This window comes from Nocardia sp. NPDC052001 (genome assembly GCF_040680615.1).
GTDB lineage: Bacteria > Actinomycetota > Actinomycetes > Mycobacteriales > Mycobacteriaceae > Nocardia.
In genome coordinates this window covers 552418-572746 of sequence record NZ_JBFAXC010000003.1, presented here as the reverse complement: position 1 = coordinate 572746, position 20329 = coordinate 552418, and the positions used below count along the sequence as shown (strand labels likewise).

The 20329-nt window shown below is 67.1% G+C and carries 9 protein-coding genes; 4 read left to right on the top strand and 5 right to left on the bottom strand.

Annotated features, from left to right (window positions below):
* Window positions 1-105 precede the first annotated feature (105 nt).
* The gene (locus AB0L82_RS17985; RefSeq protein WP_364637144.1) at window positions 106-1941 is read left to right on the top strand and encodes a glycosyl transferase; all 1836 of its coding nucleotides are present in this window, start codon (window positions 106-108) and stop codon (window positions 1939-1941) included.
* Here AB0L82_RS17985 and AB0L82_RS17980 read toward each other — a convergent pair.
* Window positions 1934-3478 carry a serine/threonine-protein kinase gene (locus AB0L82_RS17980; protein ID WP_364637142.1) on the bottom strand — a complete coding sequence of 515 codons (1545 nt, stop codon included), beginning with the start codon at window positions 3476-3478 and terminating at the stop codon, window positions 1934-1936. The two genes, AB0L82_RS17985 and AB0L82_RS17980, sit on opposite strands and share 8 nt — an antisense overlap.
* A 7-nt stretch (window positions 3479-3485) precedes the next feature.
* Window positions 3486-5363, bottom strand: a complete 1878-nt coding sequence (locus AB0L82_RS17975) for a serine/threonine-protein kinase (protein ID WP_364637140.1) — start codon at window positions 5361-5363, stop codon at window positions 3486-3488.
* Window positions 5364-5552: 189 nt separating this feature from the next.
* Between AB0L82_RS17975 and AB0L82_RS17970 the strand changes: the two genes are divergently transcribed.
* The 3 genes from AB0L82_RS17970 to AB0L82_RS17960 all read left to right on the top strand — a co-directional run bounded on the left by AB0L82_RS17970 (window position 5553) and on the right by AB0L82_RS17960 (window position 13142).
* Window positions 5553-8798 carry an arabinosyltransferase domain-containing protein gene (locus tag AB0L82_RS17970; RefSeq protein WP_364637138.1) on the top strand — a complete coding sequence of 1082 codons (3246 nt, stop codon included), beginning with the start codon at window positions 5553-5555 and terminating at the stop codon, window positions 8796-8798.
* Between the two features lie 182 nt (window positions 8799-8980).
* Window positions 8981-12223, top strand: coding sequence for an arabinosyltransferase domain-containing protein (locus tag AB0L82_RS17965; RefSeq protein ID WP_364637964.1), 3243 nt, complete (start codon window positions 8981-8983; stop codon window positions 12221-12223).
* 148 nt (window positions 12224-12371) lie between these two features.
* Entirely contained in the window at window positions 12372-13142 is a 771-nt protein-coding gene (locus AB0L82_RS17960; RefSeq protein WP_364637136.1) for an alpha/beta hydrolase, read from the top strand.
* Window positions 13143-13203: 61 nt separating this feature from the next.
* Here AB0L82_RS17960 and AB0L82_RS17955 read toward each other — a convergent pair whose 3' ends face one another.
* From AB0L82_RS17955 to pks13, 3 genes are all read right to left on the bottom strand, one after another.
* Window positions 13204-13404, bottom strand: a complete 201-nt coding sequence (locus AB0L82_RS17955; RefSeq protein WP_330184029.1) for a DUF5988 family protein — start codon at window positions 13402-13404, stop codon at window positions 13204-13206.
* 63 nt (window positions 13405-13467) lie between these two features.
* Window positions 13468-15012 (bottom strand): acyl-CoA carboxylase subunit beta, encoded by a 1545-nt coding sequence (locus AB0L82_RS17950; protein ID WP_364637133.1) that lies wholly within the window; start codon window positions 15010-15012, stop codon window positions 13468-13470.
* Between the two features lie 52 nt (window positions 15013-15064).
* The gene (gene pks13, locus AB0L82_RS17945) at window positions 15065-20287 is read right to left on the bottom strand and encodes a polyketide synthase Pks13 (RefSeq protein ID WP_364637131.1); all 5223 of its coding nucleotides are present in this window, start codon (window positions 20285-20287) and stop codon (window positions 15065-15067) included.
* Window positions 20288-20329: the final 42 nt, after the last annotated feature.

Sequence of the window (20329 nt, the reverse complement as noted above, 5' to 3'; positions counted from 1 at the left end):
GGGATGAAGGCCCTTTTCTGTGGATAACTCGACAAACTTGCCAGCGCGGTCTCAGATGCACGCGGTAGCGTGGGCCGCTGTTCTGAAGGCAAAAGGGGTTATCGCGTGGCACAGGGGTTCGACACCGTTCTCGACCGAACAGTACCGAAAACTGTTGCCCCGGAGCGCACTCGTGGGCAGCGTGTCGCGCACCGGGTGCGCACCGCCCGCGCCGATCTGATCGCCGCCGCCGGATACCTCTCGCTCGCCGTGCTGGTGTTGTCCGGGCAGTGGCTGCACACCGATCGCGGGTACCTGATCAAGAGCGGTCAGGACCAGACCATGTGGGAGTGGTTCTTCGCGGTCACCGCGCACAAGATCGCGCATCTGGAGAATCCGCTCGGCACCAGCCTGCAGAATTATCCCGACGGTGTGAACATGATGGCCAATACCGCCATGTTCGGGGTCGGTGTCCCGCTGACGCCGGTGACGCTGCTGTTCGGGCCGACCGTCACCTTCGTGCTGGTGCTCACGCTCGGGCTGTTCGGCACCGCGTTCGCCTGGTACTGGCTGTTCTCGCGGGAGCTGGTCACCTCCAAATTCGCGGCGGCCGTAGGCGGTTTGTTCTGCGGGTTCGCGCCCGCCATGATCTCGCACGCCAACGCTCACCCGAATTTCGTTGTGCTGGCGCTGCTTCCGTTGATCGCCTTGCAGCTCATCCGGGTCGCCAGGCTGTCCGGCACTCCGGCTGACGCCCGTAAGGCCCGCCGACTGCGCGATGCCTTCATCCTGGGCCTGCTGATCGCCTTGCAGATCGCGCTCGGTGAGGAGCCGCTGCTCATTTTCGCGCTGGCCTTCGGGCTGTTCGCGTTCGTCTACTACCTGCACGCACCGCGCACCGGATTGCGCGTGGTGCGCACCGTCGCGCCGACAGTGCTGCTGGCGGCGGGAATCACGCTCGCGTTCACCGAGATTCCGCTGTGGTGGCAGTTCTTCGGGCCACAGTCCTACCGGTCCATCGATCACGGGCCGATGCAGAACGATCTCAAGGCGCTGTTCCAGTTTCCGTCCGAATCGCTGGGCGGGGTGTTCCAGCACGGGCAGAACGTGGCCATCAATCCGACCGAGGAGAACTCGTATTTCGGCTGGCCGCTGCTGCTGCTGGTGCTCATGACCGCCGTATTCATGTGGCGCGAGCGGGTGGTGCGGGCCGCGGTCGTGGTGATCGCGGCGGGCACCCTGCTCTCGCTCGGCTCGACCCTCACGATCGGTAAGCGCGACACCGGAATCGCCCTGCCGTGGCAGTGGTTCGAGCGGGTGCCGTTGCTCAACTCGGTGCTGGAATCGCGGTTCACGATGGCCGCCATTCCGGCCATCGCGATCGTGCTCGCCATGGGAACCCAACGCGCCCTGGACTATTGGCGGGTGTCGGCGACCGATTGGCGGCCGCTGGCCTGGTTCGCGGCCGTGGCGCTGGCGCTGCTGCCGCTCGCCCCCACCATCCTGCCGGTGGTGCAGCGCCCGGCCGCGCCCAGGTTCTTCACCGATGGCACTGTGCGCCAGTATGTTTCGCACGGTTCGGTGGTGATCGCGCCGCCGCCCACGCCGCCCGATGCCCGCGCGCTGCAATGGCAGACTCGCGCCGATTTCCAGTTCCCGTTGGCCGGAGGCTATTTCGTCGGACCCACCGGGACCGAGAAGAAGGGGCGGTACGGGCCGGATGACCGTCCGACCGCCAGCCTGTTGATCAAGGCGCAGCAGTCCAACAAGGTTCCGGTCATCGATGACGCCGTGAAGGCGCAGGCCCTGGCCGACCTGCGGTTCTGGCAGGCCGATGTGATCGTGCTGCCGCCCACCGACAATGCCGACGTCCTGCGGTACACCGTGGATCAGCTGATCGGCATCCCGGCCGAACGTGTCGACGGCGTATGGCTCTGGGATGTGCGGGGACTCGTCAACTGACCCTCGTATAGGTGACGTGGCCGCTGATATCCAGGTCCCGGACTATCTGCCCGCCGGTCAGCCGCAGCACCTGGGTGGTCTGGGGATGACAGTTCGAACCGCCGCTGGTGGTGATGCCGTTGCCGACGGTGATATCGGTGGCGGAGACATCCAGTAGCCGATAGTCGAACGAGCACACCGGGGTTCCATTGCGGTACACCGTCGAGGTTTCCACCACCTGGTTCAGTTCGCCCTGCCGAATGGTGAGGCGGTAGTCGTCGGCGTTCTGATCACTGGAGCCGGTCCACTCCCCCAGGAACGCGGCGGGCACGCGACCGGCGGGTGTGGCGACGGTGGTCGCGGTCGGCACGGTGGCGGTGGGCGCGGTGAACGCCGGGGTGACCGGCGCGGTCGCCGCCGTCTGCACGATGGCCGACAGCGGTGCGCCCGGCGTGCTCCCATTGCTCTCCAGCTTGTACGCGAGCAGGAATCCGCCACCGGCGAGCAGTATCGCGACCGCGCCACCGAGCACCCCGGCGAGCACGCGGGAGCCGCCGCGTTCGGGTGGCGGCACGGGGACCGGGGTCGGCGGCGGGGTCGGCTCCGGCTGCGTATACGGGTGCGCGAACCCCGATGCGCGCAGCGTGGTCTTCATCCGCGCCGGGTCGACCGGCGGAATCGGCTGTGGCGCACTGATATACGGCATCCGGTCGGCGGTCACCGGCCCGGACAGGGCGGTCCACGCGGCGTCCACGAAATCGGCGCAGCCGCCGAACCGGTACTCCGGATTCTTGGCCAGCGCCCGATCGAACACGAAATCCAGGGCGCGCGGCAGATCCGGGCGCACCTGGGTGATGCGCAGCGGCGGAATCTGGGTGTGCGCGAGCACCCAGCCCGCGAGATCCTTGGCCATATACGGCCGATGCCCGGTGAGCAGTACGAAAAGCGTGCAGGCCAGCGAATATTGGTCGGTGCGCGGATCGAGATCGCGGCCGGAGACCTGTTCGGGTGAGGCGTAGGCGAAGGTGGCCGCCACATCACCGGTGCGGGTGAGATGGGTTGATTCGTCACGCAGCCGGGCGATTCCGAAATCGGTCAGCAGTGCGCGCTCGGCTCGCCCGTCCTCGGCCGGGGAGAGCAGGATGTTCGACGGTTTCACATCGCGGTGCAGGACGCCCTTGCCGTGCGCGTAATCCAGCGCCGAGGCCACCCCGCTCGCGATGCGCAGCGCCCGTTCGGGATGCGTGCCGCGCAGGGCGTCGGCATCCTTGCCCTCCACGTACTGCATGGAGATCCACAGTCGCCCGGCGTCTTCCCCGGTGTCGTAGACGGCCACGATATTCGGATGGTCGAAGCGCGCGGTGATATCGGCCTCGCGTTCGAAGCGCTTCCACGCCTCGGCATCGGCGTGCACCTTGTCACTGCCGAAGACCTTGATGGCGGCCAGCCGGGGTAGTCGCGGATGGCGGGCCAGGTAGACCGCACCGGAGCCCCCGGCACCGATACCGCGTTGAATGACATACCCGGCGATCACCTCGCCGGGACGCAATTCCGCCATGACGCACCTACTTCAGCGGCGCTCGGGAAAGCCAGTCGCTCAGAACATTATCGACGGTGTGGCCCGGCCAGCGGAGCAGTAGCACGAAACGTGACCTGGGATCGCCGTCCGGAAAGCTGACCGCGGCCATCGCGTGCTTGGCATCGGTATCGGTGAAAGTGGCCGGGTCAACGCTGTTTCCGGTGGTGACGGTCAGCGCGCCGGCCACATCCTGATGCGGAAACGAGAGGGTGCGGGCATTGCCGCCGAAGAACAGCGCCGCCGCCGATTGGGCCGGGCGGACACCGAAATCGAAGAGGCTGAAGCGCACCTGACCGGTCGGGTCCTGGGCATTGCAGAGCACCCGGTGCGTGCCCTGGGCCGGTTCACCGGCGGCCGGATCGAGTTTCTGGCAGTTCGCGCCCTGCCAGCCCACCGCACCGCCGGTGGACGCCAGTTGCCCGATCAGGCTCGGGAAAGCCTGTGCGATGGGTTCGTGGTCGCGGCCCCAGGAATCGGCGACCGCGCCCGCGCTGGTGTACGTGATCAGCCCGCTCACATCGGTTTTGCGGCTCACCCGCCCGTCCGAGAGCAGGGTGAGGGTGGTGGGACCGTTGGCACGGCAGGCATTGGCGGGTTCGCGGTCGACGATTTCGGAGGTGCCGATGAGCAGGCGGTCGCCGTCGGCTGGCACCTGGCCGAGCGGGGCGGCGAACTCGCAGTGGAAGGGAGAACCGTTGGGCAGCACGCCGTCCACGCGGTTCTGCAGAATCGAATCGCCCACCCGGCCCTGCTGCACGATGAGGCGATAGTTGGTCTGGCCCTCGGTGGCGAGCCAGGTGCCGACGAATTTGTCCGGCACCGTGCCGGTGTCGACGGCAGGCGGTTCGGAGCCGGTGCGGTAGAGCGCGAAGCTCACACCCGCGGCGACGATGGCGGCCGTGATCACGGCGACGCCGATCTGTCTGCGAAACAGTCTCCGGGCCAGTGGTTTTCGCGGTGTGGACGCGGGCGATGCGGCGGCCCCGCGCGCGGTGACGCGAGCGGGCGCGGTGACCGCGAGCGCCGGGTCCGAGTAGTAGGCGGCGGTGGCGGCCTCGGCGAATTCGCGACAGCTGGGATAGCGGTCGGCGGGATCCTTGGCCAGCGCGCGCTCGAACACCGGGTTCAGCGCGGCGGGCAGGTCCGGGCGGATATCGCTGACGCGCAATGGTTTTCCCTGCGTGTGCGCGTGCACCCAGCCGAGCAGATTGTCCGCGGTGAAGGGGCGCTGATCGGTGAGCAGGACGAACAGCGTGCAGGCGAGTGAGTACTGATCGGAGCCGGGACCGACCGGTTTCCCCGAAACCTGTTCGGGCGAAGCGAAAGCGAAGGTCGCCGAGATATTTCCCGGACTCGTCAGATTGGTGGTCTCGTCCCGCAGCCGGGCGATGCCGAAATCGGTGAGCAGCGCACGCTCCGGGCGACCGCTGTCCGGGGCAGCGATCAGCAGGTTCGACGGTTTCACATCGCGGTGCAGCACGCCCTTGCCGTGCGCGTAATCCAGCGCGCCGCCGATCTCCTCCGCGATCCGCAATGCCCGCTCCGCCGAAACTCCTTGCAGCTCAGCGGCATCGGTGCCCTCGATGTACTGCATGGAGATCCAGAACCGATCGTCCTCGATCCCCCGGTCGTACACCTGCACGATATTCGGGTGATCGAAATGCGCGGCGATATCGGCTTCCCGCTCGAATCGCTTCCACACCTCGTCGGCCGCGGTGACGTCATCGCGCTTCAGAATCTTCAGCGCCGTCAACCTGGGCAGCCGGGGATGCCGCGCCGCGTAGACGACGCCTGATCCACCAGCACCGATTCGCCGCGCTATGACAAACCCGGCGATCACTTCGCCCGGACGCAGCTCGGTCATGCTCCCTCGTAATCTCCCGGCCCGGCCCCTCGCCCAGTTCGGATAACAACCATCCTGACGTGTTTCCACCGGAAGAGCCAGTTTCCACCTCGCGGGGGAGGATGAACGCGGCGGGGGCACAGGTTATTTCAGCGCCGCGGTAGCCCGGCTGCGCCGGGAACTCGAGCAGGGTGGATAGCATCGGCACTCGTGCGCGAAGACACCCGAGCGTTTCATCGAGTCCGACTGCTCGCCGTGGTATCCGGAATTCTCGGATTCCTGCTGGCGGTGCTGACCCCGATCCTGCCCGTCCGGCAGGACCGGCCCACCGTGCACTGGCCACAGGGGGATTCGGCGAATATCGACGCGCCGCTGGTGTCCTATGTGCCGCTGAACCTGGATGTGAACCTGCCGTGCCAGGTGCTGCGGGAGCTGCCGAAGGGGACGCTGTTCTCCACGGTGCCGGTCGCCTCGGGCAAGGCCATCGACAAGGGCCTGGTCATCAAGGTCGACGAGGGGGCCGAGGCCGCGCCCACGCTGTCGGTGCTGCTGCGCAATATCCCGCTGCTGTCCGCACCCGTCGCCGAGATCCAGGACTGCACGGCGCTGACCCTGCACTCCGATGCCGGCTCGACCCGCGTCGAGCTCACCGGTGTCAGCCGCAAGGACGGCACGCCGTTCGTCGGCAGCGTGGGCGGGGACACCCGGCCGCAGGTGGTCGGCATGTTCACCGATCTGAGCCGCGCACAGCTCGGAACCGGTGCCGCGCAGGCGGATATCGACGCCCGATTCACCTCCAGCCCGAGCTGGCTCAAGTACGCCGCGATCATCGGCGCGGTGCTGTTCACGCTGCTGTCGCTGTACGCGCTGCACCTGCTCGACACCCGGGACGGGCGACGGCCGCGCCGGTTCCTGCCCGCGCACTGGTGGCGCTTCCGGCTCGTCGACGGCGTGGCGCTGGGCACGCTGGTGCTGTGGCATTTCATCGGGGCCAATACCTCCGATGACGGCTACATCCTGAATATGGCTCGGGCCTCCAAGGTTTCGGGCTACATGGCCAATTACTACCGCTGGTTCGGCGTCGCCGAAGCCCCGTTCGGCTGGCCGTACGAAGTGCTGGTCTGGATGACCCGGATCAGCGATTCCAGCCCCTGGATGCGCCTGCCGTCACTGCTCGCGGGCATCGTGTGCTGGCTGGTGATCAGCCGGGAAGTGCTGCCGCGCTTGGGCGCTCGGGTGCGCCGCGACAATGTCGCGGTCTGGACCGCCGCACTGGTGTTCCTGGCCGCCTGGATGCCCTATGACAACGGACTGCGGCCGGAACCGATCATCGCCGCGGGCGCACTGCTGACCTGGTGCTCCATCGAACGTGCCATCGCCACCGGGCGACTGCTGCCCGCCGCCGTCGGCGTGCTGATCGCCGCCTTCTCGCTCGCCGCCGGGCCGACCGGGCTCATCTGCATCGCGGCGCTCATCGCGGGCTCGCGACCGGTGCTCCAGGTGATCATCAAGCAGGCCAAGGGAACCGGATCGGCGCTGCTGCGGTACGCCGCGCTGCTCGCGCCGAGCGTAGCCGCCGGAACCCTGGTGCTGGTGGTCGTCTTCGGTGATCAGACCCTGGCCTCGGTGCTGGAGGCCACCCGGGTGCGCAAGATCATCGGGCCGAATGTGGCCTGGTTCGACGAACGCACCCGCTGGGATTCGCTGCTCATGCTCTCCCCCGACGGATCGCTGGCCCGCCGGTTCGGCATTCTCGCCATGCTGCTGTGCCTGGGCGTCTGCGTCATGGTGATGCTGCGCAAGAACGGCCGGATTCCCGGGGCCTCGCGCGGACCGTCCGCGCGCATTCTCGGCATCGTGTTCATGTCGCTTTTCCTGATGATGTTCACGCCCACCAAGTGGACGCACCACTTCGGCGTCTACGCCGGACTCGCCGGATCGGTGGCGGCGCTGGCGGCGGTCGCGGTGGGCGTCAACGGGATTCGCTCCCCGCGCAATCGGACGCTGTTCTGCGCGGCGGTGCTGTTCCTGCTGGCCATCACCTTCACCGGGCCCAATGGCTGGTGGTACGTGTCCAGCTACGGCGTGCCCTGGTTCGACAAGGCCCCGCTGATCGCGGGCAAGGGCCTGTCCACGCTCTTCCTCGGCCTGGCCATCCTGTGCCTGCTCATCGCCGCCTTCCAGCACTATCGCGAACCGTACCGGCAGCCGAAACCGCTGCGGGCCTTCGACAAATTCGCGAGCATGCCGCTCACCATCGCGGCAGCGCTGCTGGTGCTGTTCGAGGTGCTGTCGCTGGCCAAGGCCGCGGTCAGCCAGTACCCGGCGTACAGCATCGCCAAGTCGAATATCGATGCGCTGAAGGGTGATTCGTGCGCGCTCGCCAATGACGTACTGGTGGAGACGAATACCGCGGACTCGCTGCTGCAGCCGTGGACCGGTGCGGCCGCCGACGGATTGGCCGCGGAGAACACCGGATTCACCCCGAACGGCGTCGCCACCGATCTGACCGCCGATGCGGAGGAGACCGTCACCGGCGGAGCCAACTCGGTGAACAAGGACGACAACAAGACCACCAACACCACCGGCGCGGGCACCGGCGGCGGTAAGACCACGCAGGCCGGTGTCAACGGCTCCACGGTGGCACTGCCGTTCGGGCTGGACGCGGCGCGCACGCCGGTCATGGGCAGCTACACCGAAGGTGATCAGGCTCCGGCCAAGCTGACCACCGAGTGGTACAAAGTCGACCTCTCCGACAGCGTTCGGAATGACCCCGCCTACCAGGTGCTCGTCGTGACCGCGGCCGGGCGCATCCGCTCGATCAACAAGGACCACGTGGAGACCTACGGCGCGGACCTGTGGGTGGAGTACGGCACCCGCGCCGCCGACGGCTCCATGAGCGAGGTGAATCGGATTCGGCCGCTGGATATCGGCGGCGCACCGTCGTGGCGCAATCTGCGGGTGCCGATCGCCGATATCCCGGTGGGCGCCAACAGCATCCGCCTGGTCGCCAATGATCCGGACATAACACCCAAACAGTGGCTGGCTGTCACCCCTCCTCGACTGCCGAAACTGCAAACCCTGAATTCGCTTGTCGGCCATCAGGCTCCGGTCCTGGAGGACTGGCACGTCGGCCTGGCCTTCCCCTGCCAGCGCCCGTTCGACCACCACGACGGCATCGCCGAGGTGCCGCAGTGGCGCATCCTGCCCGACCGCACCGGCGCGGACGCCTCCAATGCCTGGCAGGACGATATCGGCGGCGGCCCGCTCGGCTGGACCGGACTGCTGCTGAAATCGCAGACCAAACCGTCCTATCTGAACCATGACTGGGGCCGGGACTGGGGTTCGCTGGAGCAGTTCACCCCGTACGTCCCGGACGCGGTGCAGGCCGCGCCGGATGTGGCGGTGCAGACGCGCTCCGGACTGGCGAAGGACTCGCCGATCAGGGCGAAGTAACCGGCGACACCGCGGGAATCGGGTGCGACACGGCATACGTGTCGCGCCGCCGGAGTGAAGAGCGCCACTCGGGCCGGGGGCAGATACCATCAGCAACCGTGCCCGACGCCTCCGCTGTATTGAGCAAACCGCCAACGCCGCCGATTCCCACCGCGACGCCGCGCGACTTCCGCATCGCGAAGATGATCGCGATCGTCGCCGGTGTGCTCGGTGCGCTGTTCGCGCTGGCGACGCCGTTCCTTCCGGTCACCCAGACCACCGCGGTGGTGAACTGGCCGCAGAACGGCACCCTCGGCAATGTCGACGCACCGCTCATGTCGCAGGTGCCGATCGATTTGAGCGCCACCATTCCCTGTTCGGCGATCGGGCAATTGGATCCGCGCGGCGGCATTCTGCTGGCAACCGCGCCGCCGCAGGGCAAGGGCGCGGACCTGGAGGGACTGTTCGTCCGAGTCTCCGGCGACACCGTCGACGTGCTCGATCGCAATGCGGTCGTGGTGTCGGCGCAGCGCTCGGAGATGACCGAATGCTCCGCCATCGTCATCGAATCCGACGCCAAGCGCACCTACGCGAAATTCGAGGGCCTCAACCGGACCATCGAGAAGCCGACCGCCGACGGCGGCCGCGAACTCGTCACCGTGCCGGTGGAGAACTCGCTGCTCGGGGATCTGCGGCCGCAGGTGGTCGGCGTCTTCACCGATCTGAAAGGTGATGTGCCGCAGGGCCTCTCGTTCCACATGAACGTGGACTCGCGGTTCTCCTCGGCACCGACCATCCTCAAGCTGGTCGCCATCATCGCGGCCGTGCTGTTGACCCTGCTGGCCATGGGCGCGCTGGCGGTGCTCGACACCAGCGACGGGCGCGGGCACCGGCGCATCTTCCCCCGGCACTGGCTGCAGCCGACCTGGGCGGACGGCGGCATCATCGGCACGCTGGTGCTCTGGCATTTCGTGGGCGCCAACACCTCCGACGACGGCTACATCCTGACCATGGTGCGCGTCGCACCGCACGCGGGATACATGGCCAACTACTTCCGCTGGTTCGGCGTTCCGGAAGCGCCGTTCGGCTGGTACTACTACGTCATCCAGGCCTTCGCGGAGATCTCCACCGCGAGCCCGTGGGTGCGAATTCCCGCGCTGCTGTGCGGCATTCTCTGCTGGCTGGTCATCAGCCGCGAGGTGGTGCCCCGGCTCGGGCGCGGCGTCGCCACCTCCAAGGTGGCGCTGTGGACCGGCGGCCTGGTGTTCCTGGCGTTCTGGCTGCCCTACGACAACGGCCTGCGCTCCGAGCCCATCGTCGCGCTGGGCGCGCTGCTGACCTGGGTCTCCATCGAACGAGCCATCGCCACTTCACGATTGCTGCCCGCCGCGGTCGCGGTCCTGGTCGCGGCCTTCACCCTGGCCGCGGCCCCAACGGGTTTGATGTGTGTGGCCGCACTGCTCGCCGGTATCCGGCCGCTGGTGCGGATCGTGGTGCGCAGGCGTAAACGGTTCGGTGATCTCGCACTGCTCGCCCCCATCGCCGCCGCCGGATTCCTGGTGCTGGTGGTCGTCTTCGGCGATCAGACCTTCGCCGGAATCATGGAAGCCAACCGGGTGCGGCAGGCCACCGGACCGAATCTGGCCTGGTACGAGGACTATCTGCGCTACTACTACCTGTTCGTCGAAACCGTCGACGGATCACTGGCACGCCGCTTCGCGTTCCTGGTGATGATCCTGTGCCTGGTCACCACGCTGCTGGTGCTACTGCGCCGGCGGCAGGTGCCGGGCATCGCCTCCGGGCCGACCTGGCGACTGCTCGGCGTGGTGTTCGGAACCATCTTCTTCATGATGTTCAACCCGACCAAGTGGACCCACCACTTCGGTTCGTACGCGGGCATCGCGGGCGCGCTGGCGGCGGTGACCGCGGTCGCGGTGTCCGCCACCGCATTGCGCTCCCGCAAGAACCGCTCGGTCTTCCTGGCCGGGCTCATGTTCACGCTCGCGCTGGCGTTCTCGGGCATCAACGGCTACTGGTACGTCTCCAGCTACGGCGTGCCGTGGTTCGACAAGCGCGTCTCACTGCACGGCTTCCAGTCCAACACGCTGATGCTGGTGTTCTTCGGCCTCGCGCTCGCGGTGGTGGCCTGGCAGTCACTGCGCGAGGGCTACGCCAAACCGATGGCGAACGGAAAGACCGCGCGCGGCAGGCGAGTTCGCAAATTCGCCGCCATCCCGCTGACGGTCGTCGCGGCGCTCATGGTGGCGTTCGAGGTGCTGTCGCTGGTCAAGGGCGCGGCCACGCAGTACCCGGCGTACTCGCTGGCCCGCTCCAACTTCGACGCGCTGTCCGGCAAGGGCTGCGGGCTCGCCAATGACGTGCTGGTCGAACCGAATGTCAACGGCGGCAACCTGACCCCGGTCATCGATCCGGCGCATCCGCCGCTGAACGGTGATCCGCTCGCCGGTGTCGATCCGAAGGGCTTCTCCCCCAACGGAGTTCCCGAGAAGCTCGACGCCGACAGCGTCGAGGTGAAGCCGGGCACCGGCAACACCTCGAATCAGACCGTCGGCCCGGCCTTCGAGAAGGGCCAGAACGCGGGCACCGGCGGCGGTAAGGGCGCGGAGGGCGTGAACGGTTCCACCGTGGCGCTGCCGTTCGGCCTGGACCCGGCCACCACCCCGATCATGGGCAGCTGGCAGGACGGCGTGCAGCAGCCCGCCAGCCTGATCTCCAGCTGGTACCAGCTGCCCGCCCGCTCGGCCGATTCACCGCTCATCGTGATCTCGGCGGCCGGGCGCATCATGTCCTTCGACGACACCGGCAATATGACCTACGGGCAGCAGCTGCTGGTCGAGTTCGGCCATCAGAACGCGGACGGGTCGGTCAGCCAGCTGCCCGGCAACTACCGGCCGCAGGACATCGGCCCGGCACCGTCCTGGCGCAATCTGCGGGTGCCGGTGGACGCACTGCCGGACGGCACCGACGTGATTCGCATCAACGCCAACGACCCGATCCTCATCGGTGATCAGTGGCTGGCGTTCACCCCGCCGCGCATGCCGAAGTTGCAGACGCTCAACAGCTACCTGGGCACCGAACAGCCGATCCTGGAGGACTGGGCCGTCGGCCTGCAATTCCCGTGCCAGCGGCCGTTCGACCATCGCTACGGCGTGGCCGAGGTGCCCAACTTCCGCATCCTGCCGGACCGCCCGCTCGCCATCAGCTCCACCAACACCTGGCAGGCGGAGGAATTCGGCGGACCGCTCGGCTGGGCGGAAATGCTCGGCTCCTCCGAGACCGTGCCCACCTATCTGAAGGACAACTGGGCGCGCGACTGGGGTTCGCTGGAGAAGTACACGCCGTACTACCAGGCGAATCCGGCCGAGATCCAGACCGGGACGCAAACCCGCTCCGGACTCTGGTCACCGGGCAAACTCCGGGCCTGACCTCCCCTCGAACGACAACCGGCCGTCCGCGAAACGCGGGCGGCCGGTTCCGTTTTCGAGACCGTTTCAGAGACCGTTTCCGGGCCGCCTCACCACCAGTGGGCACCCGTTGTGAGACCGGCGCGACCCACCCGGGAGGATAGAGCCCATGGTGAACATGCAACTCGGCGATGTGGCGGCCTGGTACGACGTGCACGGCGACGGTGAAGCCGTGGTCCTGCTGCACGGCGCCTTCGTCGATTCGCGCATGTTCGCGCCCGCCATGCCCTCGCTCGTCGGCCGCTTCCGGGTGTACACGAACGATCGCCGCGGCCACGGGCACACCCCCGATGTGCCCGGCCCGATCTCCTATGACGTCATGGCCGAGGACACCATCGCGTTCCTGGAACAGGTCGTCCGCGAACCCGCGCATCTCATCGGGCACAGCGACGGCGCGAACGTGGCCCTGCTGGTGGCCCTGCGCCGCCCCGACCTGGTCCGCAAGCTCGTGCTGATCAGCGGAAACTTCCACTACGACGGCATTCTGCCGGGCGTGCTGGACGGCTTCGAAGACGAAGAGACCATGCGCTACCTGGGCTCGAACTACGGTGCGGTCTCACCCGACGGCGAAGAGCACTTCCCGATCGTGGCCCGCAAACTGGCCGAAATGTGGGAGACGCAGCCCGATCTCACCCCCGAGGATCTGAAGGCCGTCTCCACCCGCACGCTGGTCATGTCCGGTGACGACGACTCCGTCTCCCTGGAACACACCATCGCCCTCTACCGGGCGATTCCCGATTCCGAACTCGCGATCATTCCCGGCACCTCGCACCTGCTGGTCATGGAGAAGCCGAACGAGGTCTACCCCTTGATCGCCGACTTCCTGACCAACGATCCGGTCCCGACGCGACAGCCCATCCGCCGCGCCGCTCCCGCCTGATCGCAGTGCTTATGCTCTCTCAGTGCCCGTCCGAGTTCATTCGGTGCCGGTCCGAGTCAACTCAGTGCTCGGTGTGCGCGACCCACTCGTAGACGGGGAGGCTGCCCTCCGGGGTGTCCTCCCACCGCGGCGTCACCTTGAACCGCTCGTACCCGCCCCCGTGCGCAACCCTCAACTCGATACCCGGCGGCGTAATGGGCACGATCCGCTGTTCCAGCCCGTCAGGTCCGCCTTCGAGCAATGCCTTCGGTGAGCTACTCATAGCTGAAGGCTCTCACATCCACCCCACCCGACCGACCGATTCAGCACAATCGGCGAGCCGCGCCTACAGGGGCAGCAGGTGGTGTTTACGGGGGTTGCGCGGCAGCTGCTTATCCCGCAGGACCTGGAGGGCACGGCGGATTTCCAGCCGAGTCGAAGCCGGGTCGATCACGCCGTCGATATAGCCGCGCTCGGCCGCCACCCAGGGGGTCGCGATGGTGGCGTTGTAGAAGTCGATCATCTGCTGCCGCATCGCGGCGCGCTGCTCTTCCGGGGCAGCGTCCAAAGACTTTGCGCCGATGAGGGTTACGGCCGACTCCGCGCCCATGACCGCGATCCGCGCGGTGGGCCAGGCCAGATTCACATCCGCGCCCAGCTGTTTGGAACCCATGACCGCGTAACCGCCGCCGTAGGACTTGCGGATCACCACCGTCACCTTGGGAACCGTGGCCTCCACGAAGGAGAAGATGAAACGGCCGCCGCGCTTGATGACGCCGATCTTCTCCTGCTCCACACCGGGTAGGAAGCCCGGGGTGTCGACCACGAACACCAGCGGAAGTTCGAACGCGTCGCAGAGCCGGACGAAATGCGCGGCCTTATCGGAGGCGCGGGCATCCAGGGCTCCGGCGTAGACCAGCGGCTGATTGGCGACCACGCCCACCGAGCGACCGTCCACGCGCGCGAAACCGCAGATCACGTTGCGCCCCGCGGATTCTCCGAATTCGTGGAAATCGCCGTCGTCGAAAATGCGCAGCAGAATGTCGTGCATGTCGTAGCCCGCGTTATCGGCATCGGGGACGATGCCGCGCAGTTCCAGATCCGATTCGGTGAGCTCCGGTTCCATACCCGGATTCACGATCGGGGCGAGTTCCTGACAGCTGGACGGCAGGAAGCCGAGATAGTCCCGCACCCATTGGAACGCTGCCGCTTCATCTTTCGCGACATGGTGGATATTGCCGTACTCGGCCTGATTGCGCGCGCCGCCGAGCTCCTCGAGGCTCACATCCTCGCCGGTGACCTCGCGAATCACCTTGGGACCGGTGACGAACATGTACGCCGCCTCGGTCGCCACCACCACATCGGTATTGATCGGCGCGTACACCGCACCGCCCGCACAACTGCCCAGGATCATCGAAATCTGCGGCACCAGACCGGAAAGCGGCTCCTGGCGGCGACCCAGCTCGGCATACCAGGCCAGCGAGGTGACCGCCTCCTGCACGCGCGCGCCACCGGAATCATTGATGCCCACCACCGGACAACCGACCTTGGCCGCGAACTCCATGATCCCGGCGACCTTGCGGCCGAACATCTCTCCCACCGAACCGCCGTACACGGTCTGATCATGGGAGAAGACCGCCACCGGGCGGCCCTCCACCAAACCGTGCCCGGTGACCACACCATCGCTGAACAGGGCGTTCTTATCGCCCGGATTCCGCACCAGCGCACCGATTTCCACGAAGGTGCCCGGATCCAACAGCATGTTGATCCGATCGCGGGCGGAAGGGATACCCTTCCTGGCCCGCTTCGCCCGCCCCGCCTCGCCCGCCGGTTCTCTCGCAACGGCCAACTTGTGTCGCAGGTCGGCGAGTTTCTCAGCGGTCGTGGCCACGGGGCTCCCTTCGGTAGAAACCTACTTTCGCAGAACCTTTTTCACGGTGGGGCTATTTCGGGGTCGTGTCGATTGCCCCAAGTTTCTTGGTCAGATCGGCACCGATGACCCCGATACGCGGTTCATCGACGATATCGATGTGATCACCCGGGATGTGGATGATCTCCAGATCCGGAATGTGCTCACCCCAGCCACCGTTCGGCAGTCGCTCGGCGAAACGCGGTTCCAGCTCGATGATTCCGTCGTGGTAGCGGTCGGCCAGGTACAGCACGACATGACCTTCATACCGCTGCGGCGAGATGCGTTGCAACTCACCACCGTCGATGTACGAGCTGCGCTGATGTTCGAGCACGCCGCCCGGAATGTCCACGCCCGCGAACTTGACCAGCTGCAACACGATATCGATCTGTTCGGCATCGGTCGCGGCGGCCAGCTCCTCGAGCTGCTCGTCATCCAGCTCGCCCTCGAAACCATAGGTCTTCTTGGCGAAGTTCTGGAAACGACGCACCCGGTTCAACCGCTCTTCCGGTGTGTCGACATGCGGCTGGGAAGGCAGCGCCACATCGATCAGGCCGACCTCGCGGACATCCGCGCCCTCGGCGCGCATCAGCTCGGCAACCTTGAGCGCGAACACGCCACCCAGCGACCAGCCGTACAGGAAGTACGGACCCTCCGGCTGCCGCTTGCGAATCTCCGGAATGTACTGGCGCGCACGCTCTTCGATGGAACCCTCGACGCGTTCGAAACCGTACATCGGGGTGCCCGCCGGAAGGCGCTTCAGCAGCGGCTCGTAGACGAGCGTGTTTCCGCCCGAAGCGTGGAAGACGAAGACCGGCACCGCGTTCGATCCGGCTTCCTTCGCGCGCAGCGTGCGCACGAAGCCCTCGACGTCATCGCCGTGCTCCTGATAGGTGGCGACCAGATCGGCCAGCTTCTCGATGGTCGTGCAGGCGCGCACATCCTCGACGCTGACCTGAGCCTTCACCCGCTCCGAGAGCCGGTCGACCAGCTTGGTCAGGGTGGCCTCGTCGAGCTCGGGCAGCGGATTGAAAATGCCGCCCGCGGACTTGCCGGTGGCCAGTGCCCAGGTGCCGAAGGCCAAGCGCTCCGGCGCATTACGCGGCGGGACATTGTCCTTATCGGTCTCGGCGACCGGCGGCGCGGCCTCGATATCGGCCGGGGTCAGCGAAATACCCTCGGCGGCTTCGGCTTCCACGACGATCTCGGTGGCCGCCGCGACCACGTCGGTGGTCTCACGGTCCAGGCGATCGGCGAGAGACGGCACCGCGTTGGCGGTGGCGTCGGGCAGCGCGGCCAGCGGATCGGTGCCCGCGGCCATGGCGGCCCGTGCCGCACTGACGAAATCGGCGTCGACCGCGATGTCCTCGCCCGCGGCCTGCCGCTTGGCGATGGCGTCCAGCTGATCGCGATGTTCGATGGCGTAGCGCAGCACCTTGCCGACCTCGAGCAGGCTGGCATCGCGGACCGCCTGCAACTGCAACTGCGGGATGTCGAATTCGTATTCGACGCGGTTCTTGATGCGCATGGCCATCAGCGAGTCCAGACCCAGCTCCATGAGCGGGATCTCCATCGGCAGATCCTCCACGGCGTAACCCATGGATTCGGCGACGATGATCGCCAGGCGCTGCTCGATGGTCTGCGAACCGTTCGGGTTCCAGCGCTCACCGGCCTCCTCGACCACCTCGACGGCGGCGGCCAGCGCGGTCTCGGCGCTCGCCGCGGCCGTAACCGGCTGTGTCACAACCGATTCCGGCAGCGGTGCACCCAAGGTGACCACGGCGTCGAACAGTGCGCGGAAGGCGTTGCCCTCCTTGGCGTGCACCGACACCGACGCACCGCCGGGATGCGGGGTGAGCGTGGTGGTCAGGGTTCCGGCAGTCGGAATCGTGCCGTGCGCCACGGACGCGCCCACCGCGACATCCGAAAGCACCTGTGCCGCAGCGGCCTGCACCAGCGCGGTGAGATCCTCGGCGGCGGTGGCCTGCACCTCCCACACGTGGCGGCCGTCCGGCAGCGCGACGTGCGCACCCGGAATCCGGCTGCTGCCGGAGTCACCGGACAGGTTGACCTTGGGCCAGTACTGCTTGCGCAGGAACGCGGTGCGCGGCACATCGGCGTAATCGCCGGCGGACAGCAGCGACGGCAGATCCACCGGGTGGCCCTGCACGTACAGCTGCGCCAAAGCCGATACGACGGCGGCGGATTCGTCTTCCTTGCGCTTGAGCGTCGGAATCAGCGCGGCATTGTGCACGCCCGCCGCGAAGGTGGTGCCCAGCACCTGCATGAGCGCCACCGAATTCGGCGCGAGCTCCAGGTAGGTGGTGATGCCGGTGTCCACGGCCTGCCGGATGGCATTGGTGAAGTACACCGAGCCGCGCATATTGGTGACCCAGTAGTCCACATCGTGCACGGGGGCGTGACCGGCGCGGTAGACGCCGTCCTTGTGCACGGTCGAGTACAGGTCGTGCTTCAGCGCGGTGGGCTCCAAACCGGCCAGCTCAGCGGCCAATTCACCGAGCAGCATGTCCATCTGCGAGGTGTGGCCCGCGCCGCGGGTCTGCAGTACGCGCGCGAACTTGCCCTCGGCCTCGGCGCGCGCCACGATCGCGTGCACCTGATCCGGCGGGCCGCCGATCACGGTGTTGGTGGGCGCGGCGTACACCGCGACCTCCAGATCCGGGTAGTCGACCAGGACTTCCTCGATGGCCTCGGCCGAATATTCGACCAGCGCCATATTGCGCACCTGATCATCGGTGAGCATGGCCTCGCCCTCGGCCATCAGCCGCGACCGGGCGCAGATGACGCGGACCGCGTCCTCCAGGTTCAGGCCGCCGGAGATGTACGAGCCCGCGACCTCACCCTGCGAATGCCCGACAACGCCTTCCGGCTGTGCGCCGTGCGCGCGCAGCACGGCCGCCAGGCCGAGCTGAATGGTGAAGGTGCCGACCTGACCGGTGCCGATATCCCAGTCCTGCTCATCGTCGAGGATCATCTCGACGACCGAGTAACCGGCCTCGTCCTGCACGTATTCGTCGACCTGGTCGACGGTCTTACGGAAGATCGAGTTCTCGGTGTAGAGCTGCTTGCCCATCTTGCGGTGCTGTGCGCCGAAACCGGCCATCACCCACAGCGGGCCCTTGGCGGCCGGGGCGTCGGCGGTGAAGACGCCGGTGCCCGGCTTGCCCTCCGCGATGGCGCGCAGACCGGCGATCGCCTCCTCGCGGGTCGTGGCGATGACCACGCCGCGCGAACGGCCGTGATTGCGCTTGGCCAGCGAACGGGCCACATCCTCGAGCGGAGTCGCCTGTCCCACTTCGGATTCCAGCCAATCGGCCAGATCCGCGGCGGCGCGCTTGCGGCGCGAGGGCAGGTACGCCGACACCGGCAGGATCACCGGCAGCGGCTCCTCGCGGGTCCACTCCTGTTCCGGCGCAGCGGTTTCGGTGCCGTCGGAGACGATGCGCTCGGCCTCGGCCAGCACATCGGTGGTCTCGTCATCGAGATCGCCGTCGACGGTATCGGCGGCGGGGGCGGCCGCAGTGGGCACGTACTCCTGAATGACCACGTGCGCGTTGGTGCCGCCGAAACCGAAACCGGACAGACCGACGGTGGCGACACCGCTGTAGCGCGGGAATTCGGTCGGCTGATCGACGACCTTGAGATGCGCGGTGTCCCAGGGAATGTAGGGATTCGGCCCGCTGTAATTGATGCTCGGCGGAATCACATTGTGCTGCAACGCCATAATGATCTTGGCCAGACCGGCCGCGCTCGCGCCCGATTCCAGGTGACCGAAGTTCGTCTTGACCGAACCGAGCAGCGCGGGCTTATCGGCTTCGCGGCCGCGGCCGACCACCCGGCCCAGCGCATCCGCCTCGATCGGATCGCCGAGCAGCGTGCCGGTGCCGTGCGCCTCGATGTAATCGACGCTGGACGGGGTGATTCCGGCATCCCGGTAGGCGCTGCGCAGCACCTCGGCCTGGGCATCCGGATTCGGCGCCAGCATGCCGTTGGAGCGGCCGTCATTGTTGACCGCGGAACCCTTGATCACCGCGTAGATCTTGTCGCCGTCGCGTTCGGCGTCGGCCAGGCGCTTGAGCACCACCAGCGCGCCGCCCTCGCCGCGGACCATACCGTCGGCATCGGCGGAGAACGCCTTGATATGACCGTCTTTGGCCACACCGCCATTGGCGTCGAAGCCGAGCGAGGCCATGGGCGCGACGAGTGCGTTCACACCGCCCGCGACGGCCAGTTCGGTCTCACCGTTGCGCAGCGAACGCACCGCGTCATGCACCGCCACCAGCGAGGACGAGCACGCGGTGTCGATGGCGACCGACGGGCCGCGGAAGTCGAAGAAGTACGAGGTGCGATTCGCGATGATGGACGAAACGCTGCCCATGATGCCGTATGCCTCCGCCGACAGCGGGGTCTTCTCGTCACCGGTGATGCTGCCGACGCCCAGCGCCGCGATCAGCATGAACTCATTGCCGGACGAGCCGATGTACACGCCGACCGGCTTGCCCTTGAGGGTGTTCGCCGGAATCCTGGCGTGCTCCAACGCTTCCCAGGTGAGCTCCATGGTCAACCGCTGCTGCGGGTCCATGCGCTCGACCTCGACCGGCGAGGTGGCGAAGAATTCGGCGTCGAAGCCCTTGATGACCTCTTGATCGAGGTAGCCGCCCTTGGTCATCGCGTTCGCGACGGCCTCGGCGGCGCGCGGATCGCTGGTGAACTCGGACCAGCGGCCCTCGGGTAGATCGCGGATGCCGTCACCGCGATTGATCAGGAATTCCCAGGTGGATTCGGGCGTCTCGCCCGCACCCGGCAGACGCGTGGACAACCCGACGATCGCGATATCGTGCGCCTCGCCCGGGGTGTAGCCCGCGGTATAGAACGAGTCGTCAGCCGATTCGGCCGGAAGATCGGGTTCCCCGTTGATGATTCGCTCCGACAGCGAAGCGATCGTCGGGTGCTGGAACACGATGGTCGGATTGAGGATGACCCCCGTCAGATCCTCGATGTCACCGCCGAGCGCGAGCCCATCGCGTGAGGCCAGGCCGAATTCCTCCAGCGGCCGGTCCGTGGTGATCTTCTCGATCGGCTGCCCGGTCGCGTCGGCGACCCAGCGGCGCAGCCACTCCTGCAGCTCGCCCACGGACATGTTCGCACCGGTGGGAGCCGGTTTCGCGGCGCCTTCGGACACCGTCGGAGCATTGTCGGTCGTCTGGGTGGGGGACGTGCCCTCGTTCTCAGCCATCAATTCCTCAAGTTACCTGTCTGCGTACCGTGCGCGGCGGTA

Bases quoted from the DNA above. Each gene is read 5' to 3' on its own strand.
- AB0L82_RS17960 (WP_364637136.1), top strand. From the start codon at position 12,372: ATGGTGAACATGCAACTCGGCGATGTGGCGGCCTGGTACGACGTGCAC.
- AB0L82_RS17965 (WP_364637964.1), top strand. From the start codon at position 8,981: ATGATCGCGATCGTCGCCGGTGTGCTCGGTGCGCTGTTCGCGCTGGCG.
- AB0L82_RS17975 (WP_364637140.1), bottom strand. From the start codon at position 5,363: ATGACCGAGCTGCGTCCGGGCGAAGTGATCGCCGGGTTTGTCATAGCG.
- AB0L82_RS17980 (WP_364637142.1), bottom strand. From the start codon at position 3,478: ATGGCGGAATTGCGTCCCGGCGAGGTGATCGCCGGGTATGTCATTCAA.
- AB0L82_RS17955 (WP_330184029.1), bottom strand. From the start codon at position 13,404: ATGAGTAGCTCACCGAAGGCATTGCTCGAAGGCGGACCTGACGGGCTG.
- pks13 (WP_364637131.1), bottom strand. From the start codon at position 20,287: ATGGCTGAGAACGAGGGCACGTCCCCCACCCAGACGACCGACAATGCT.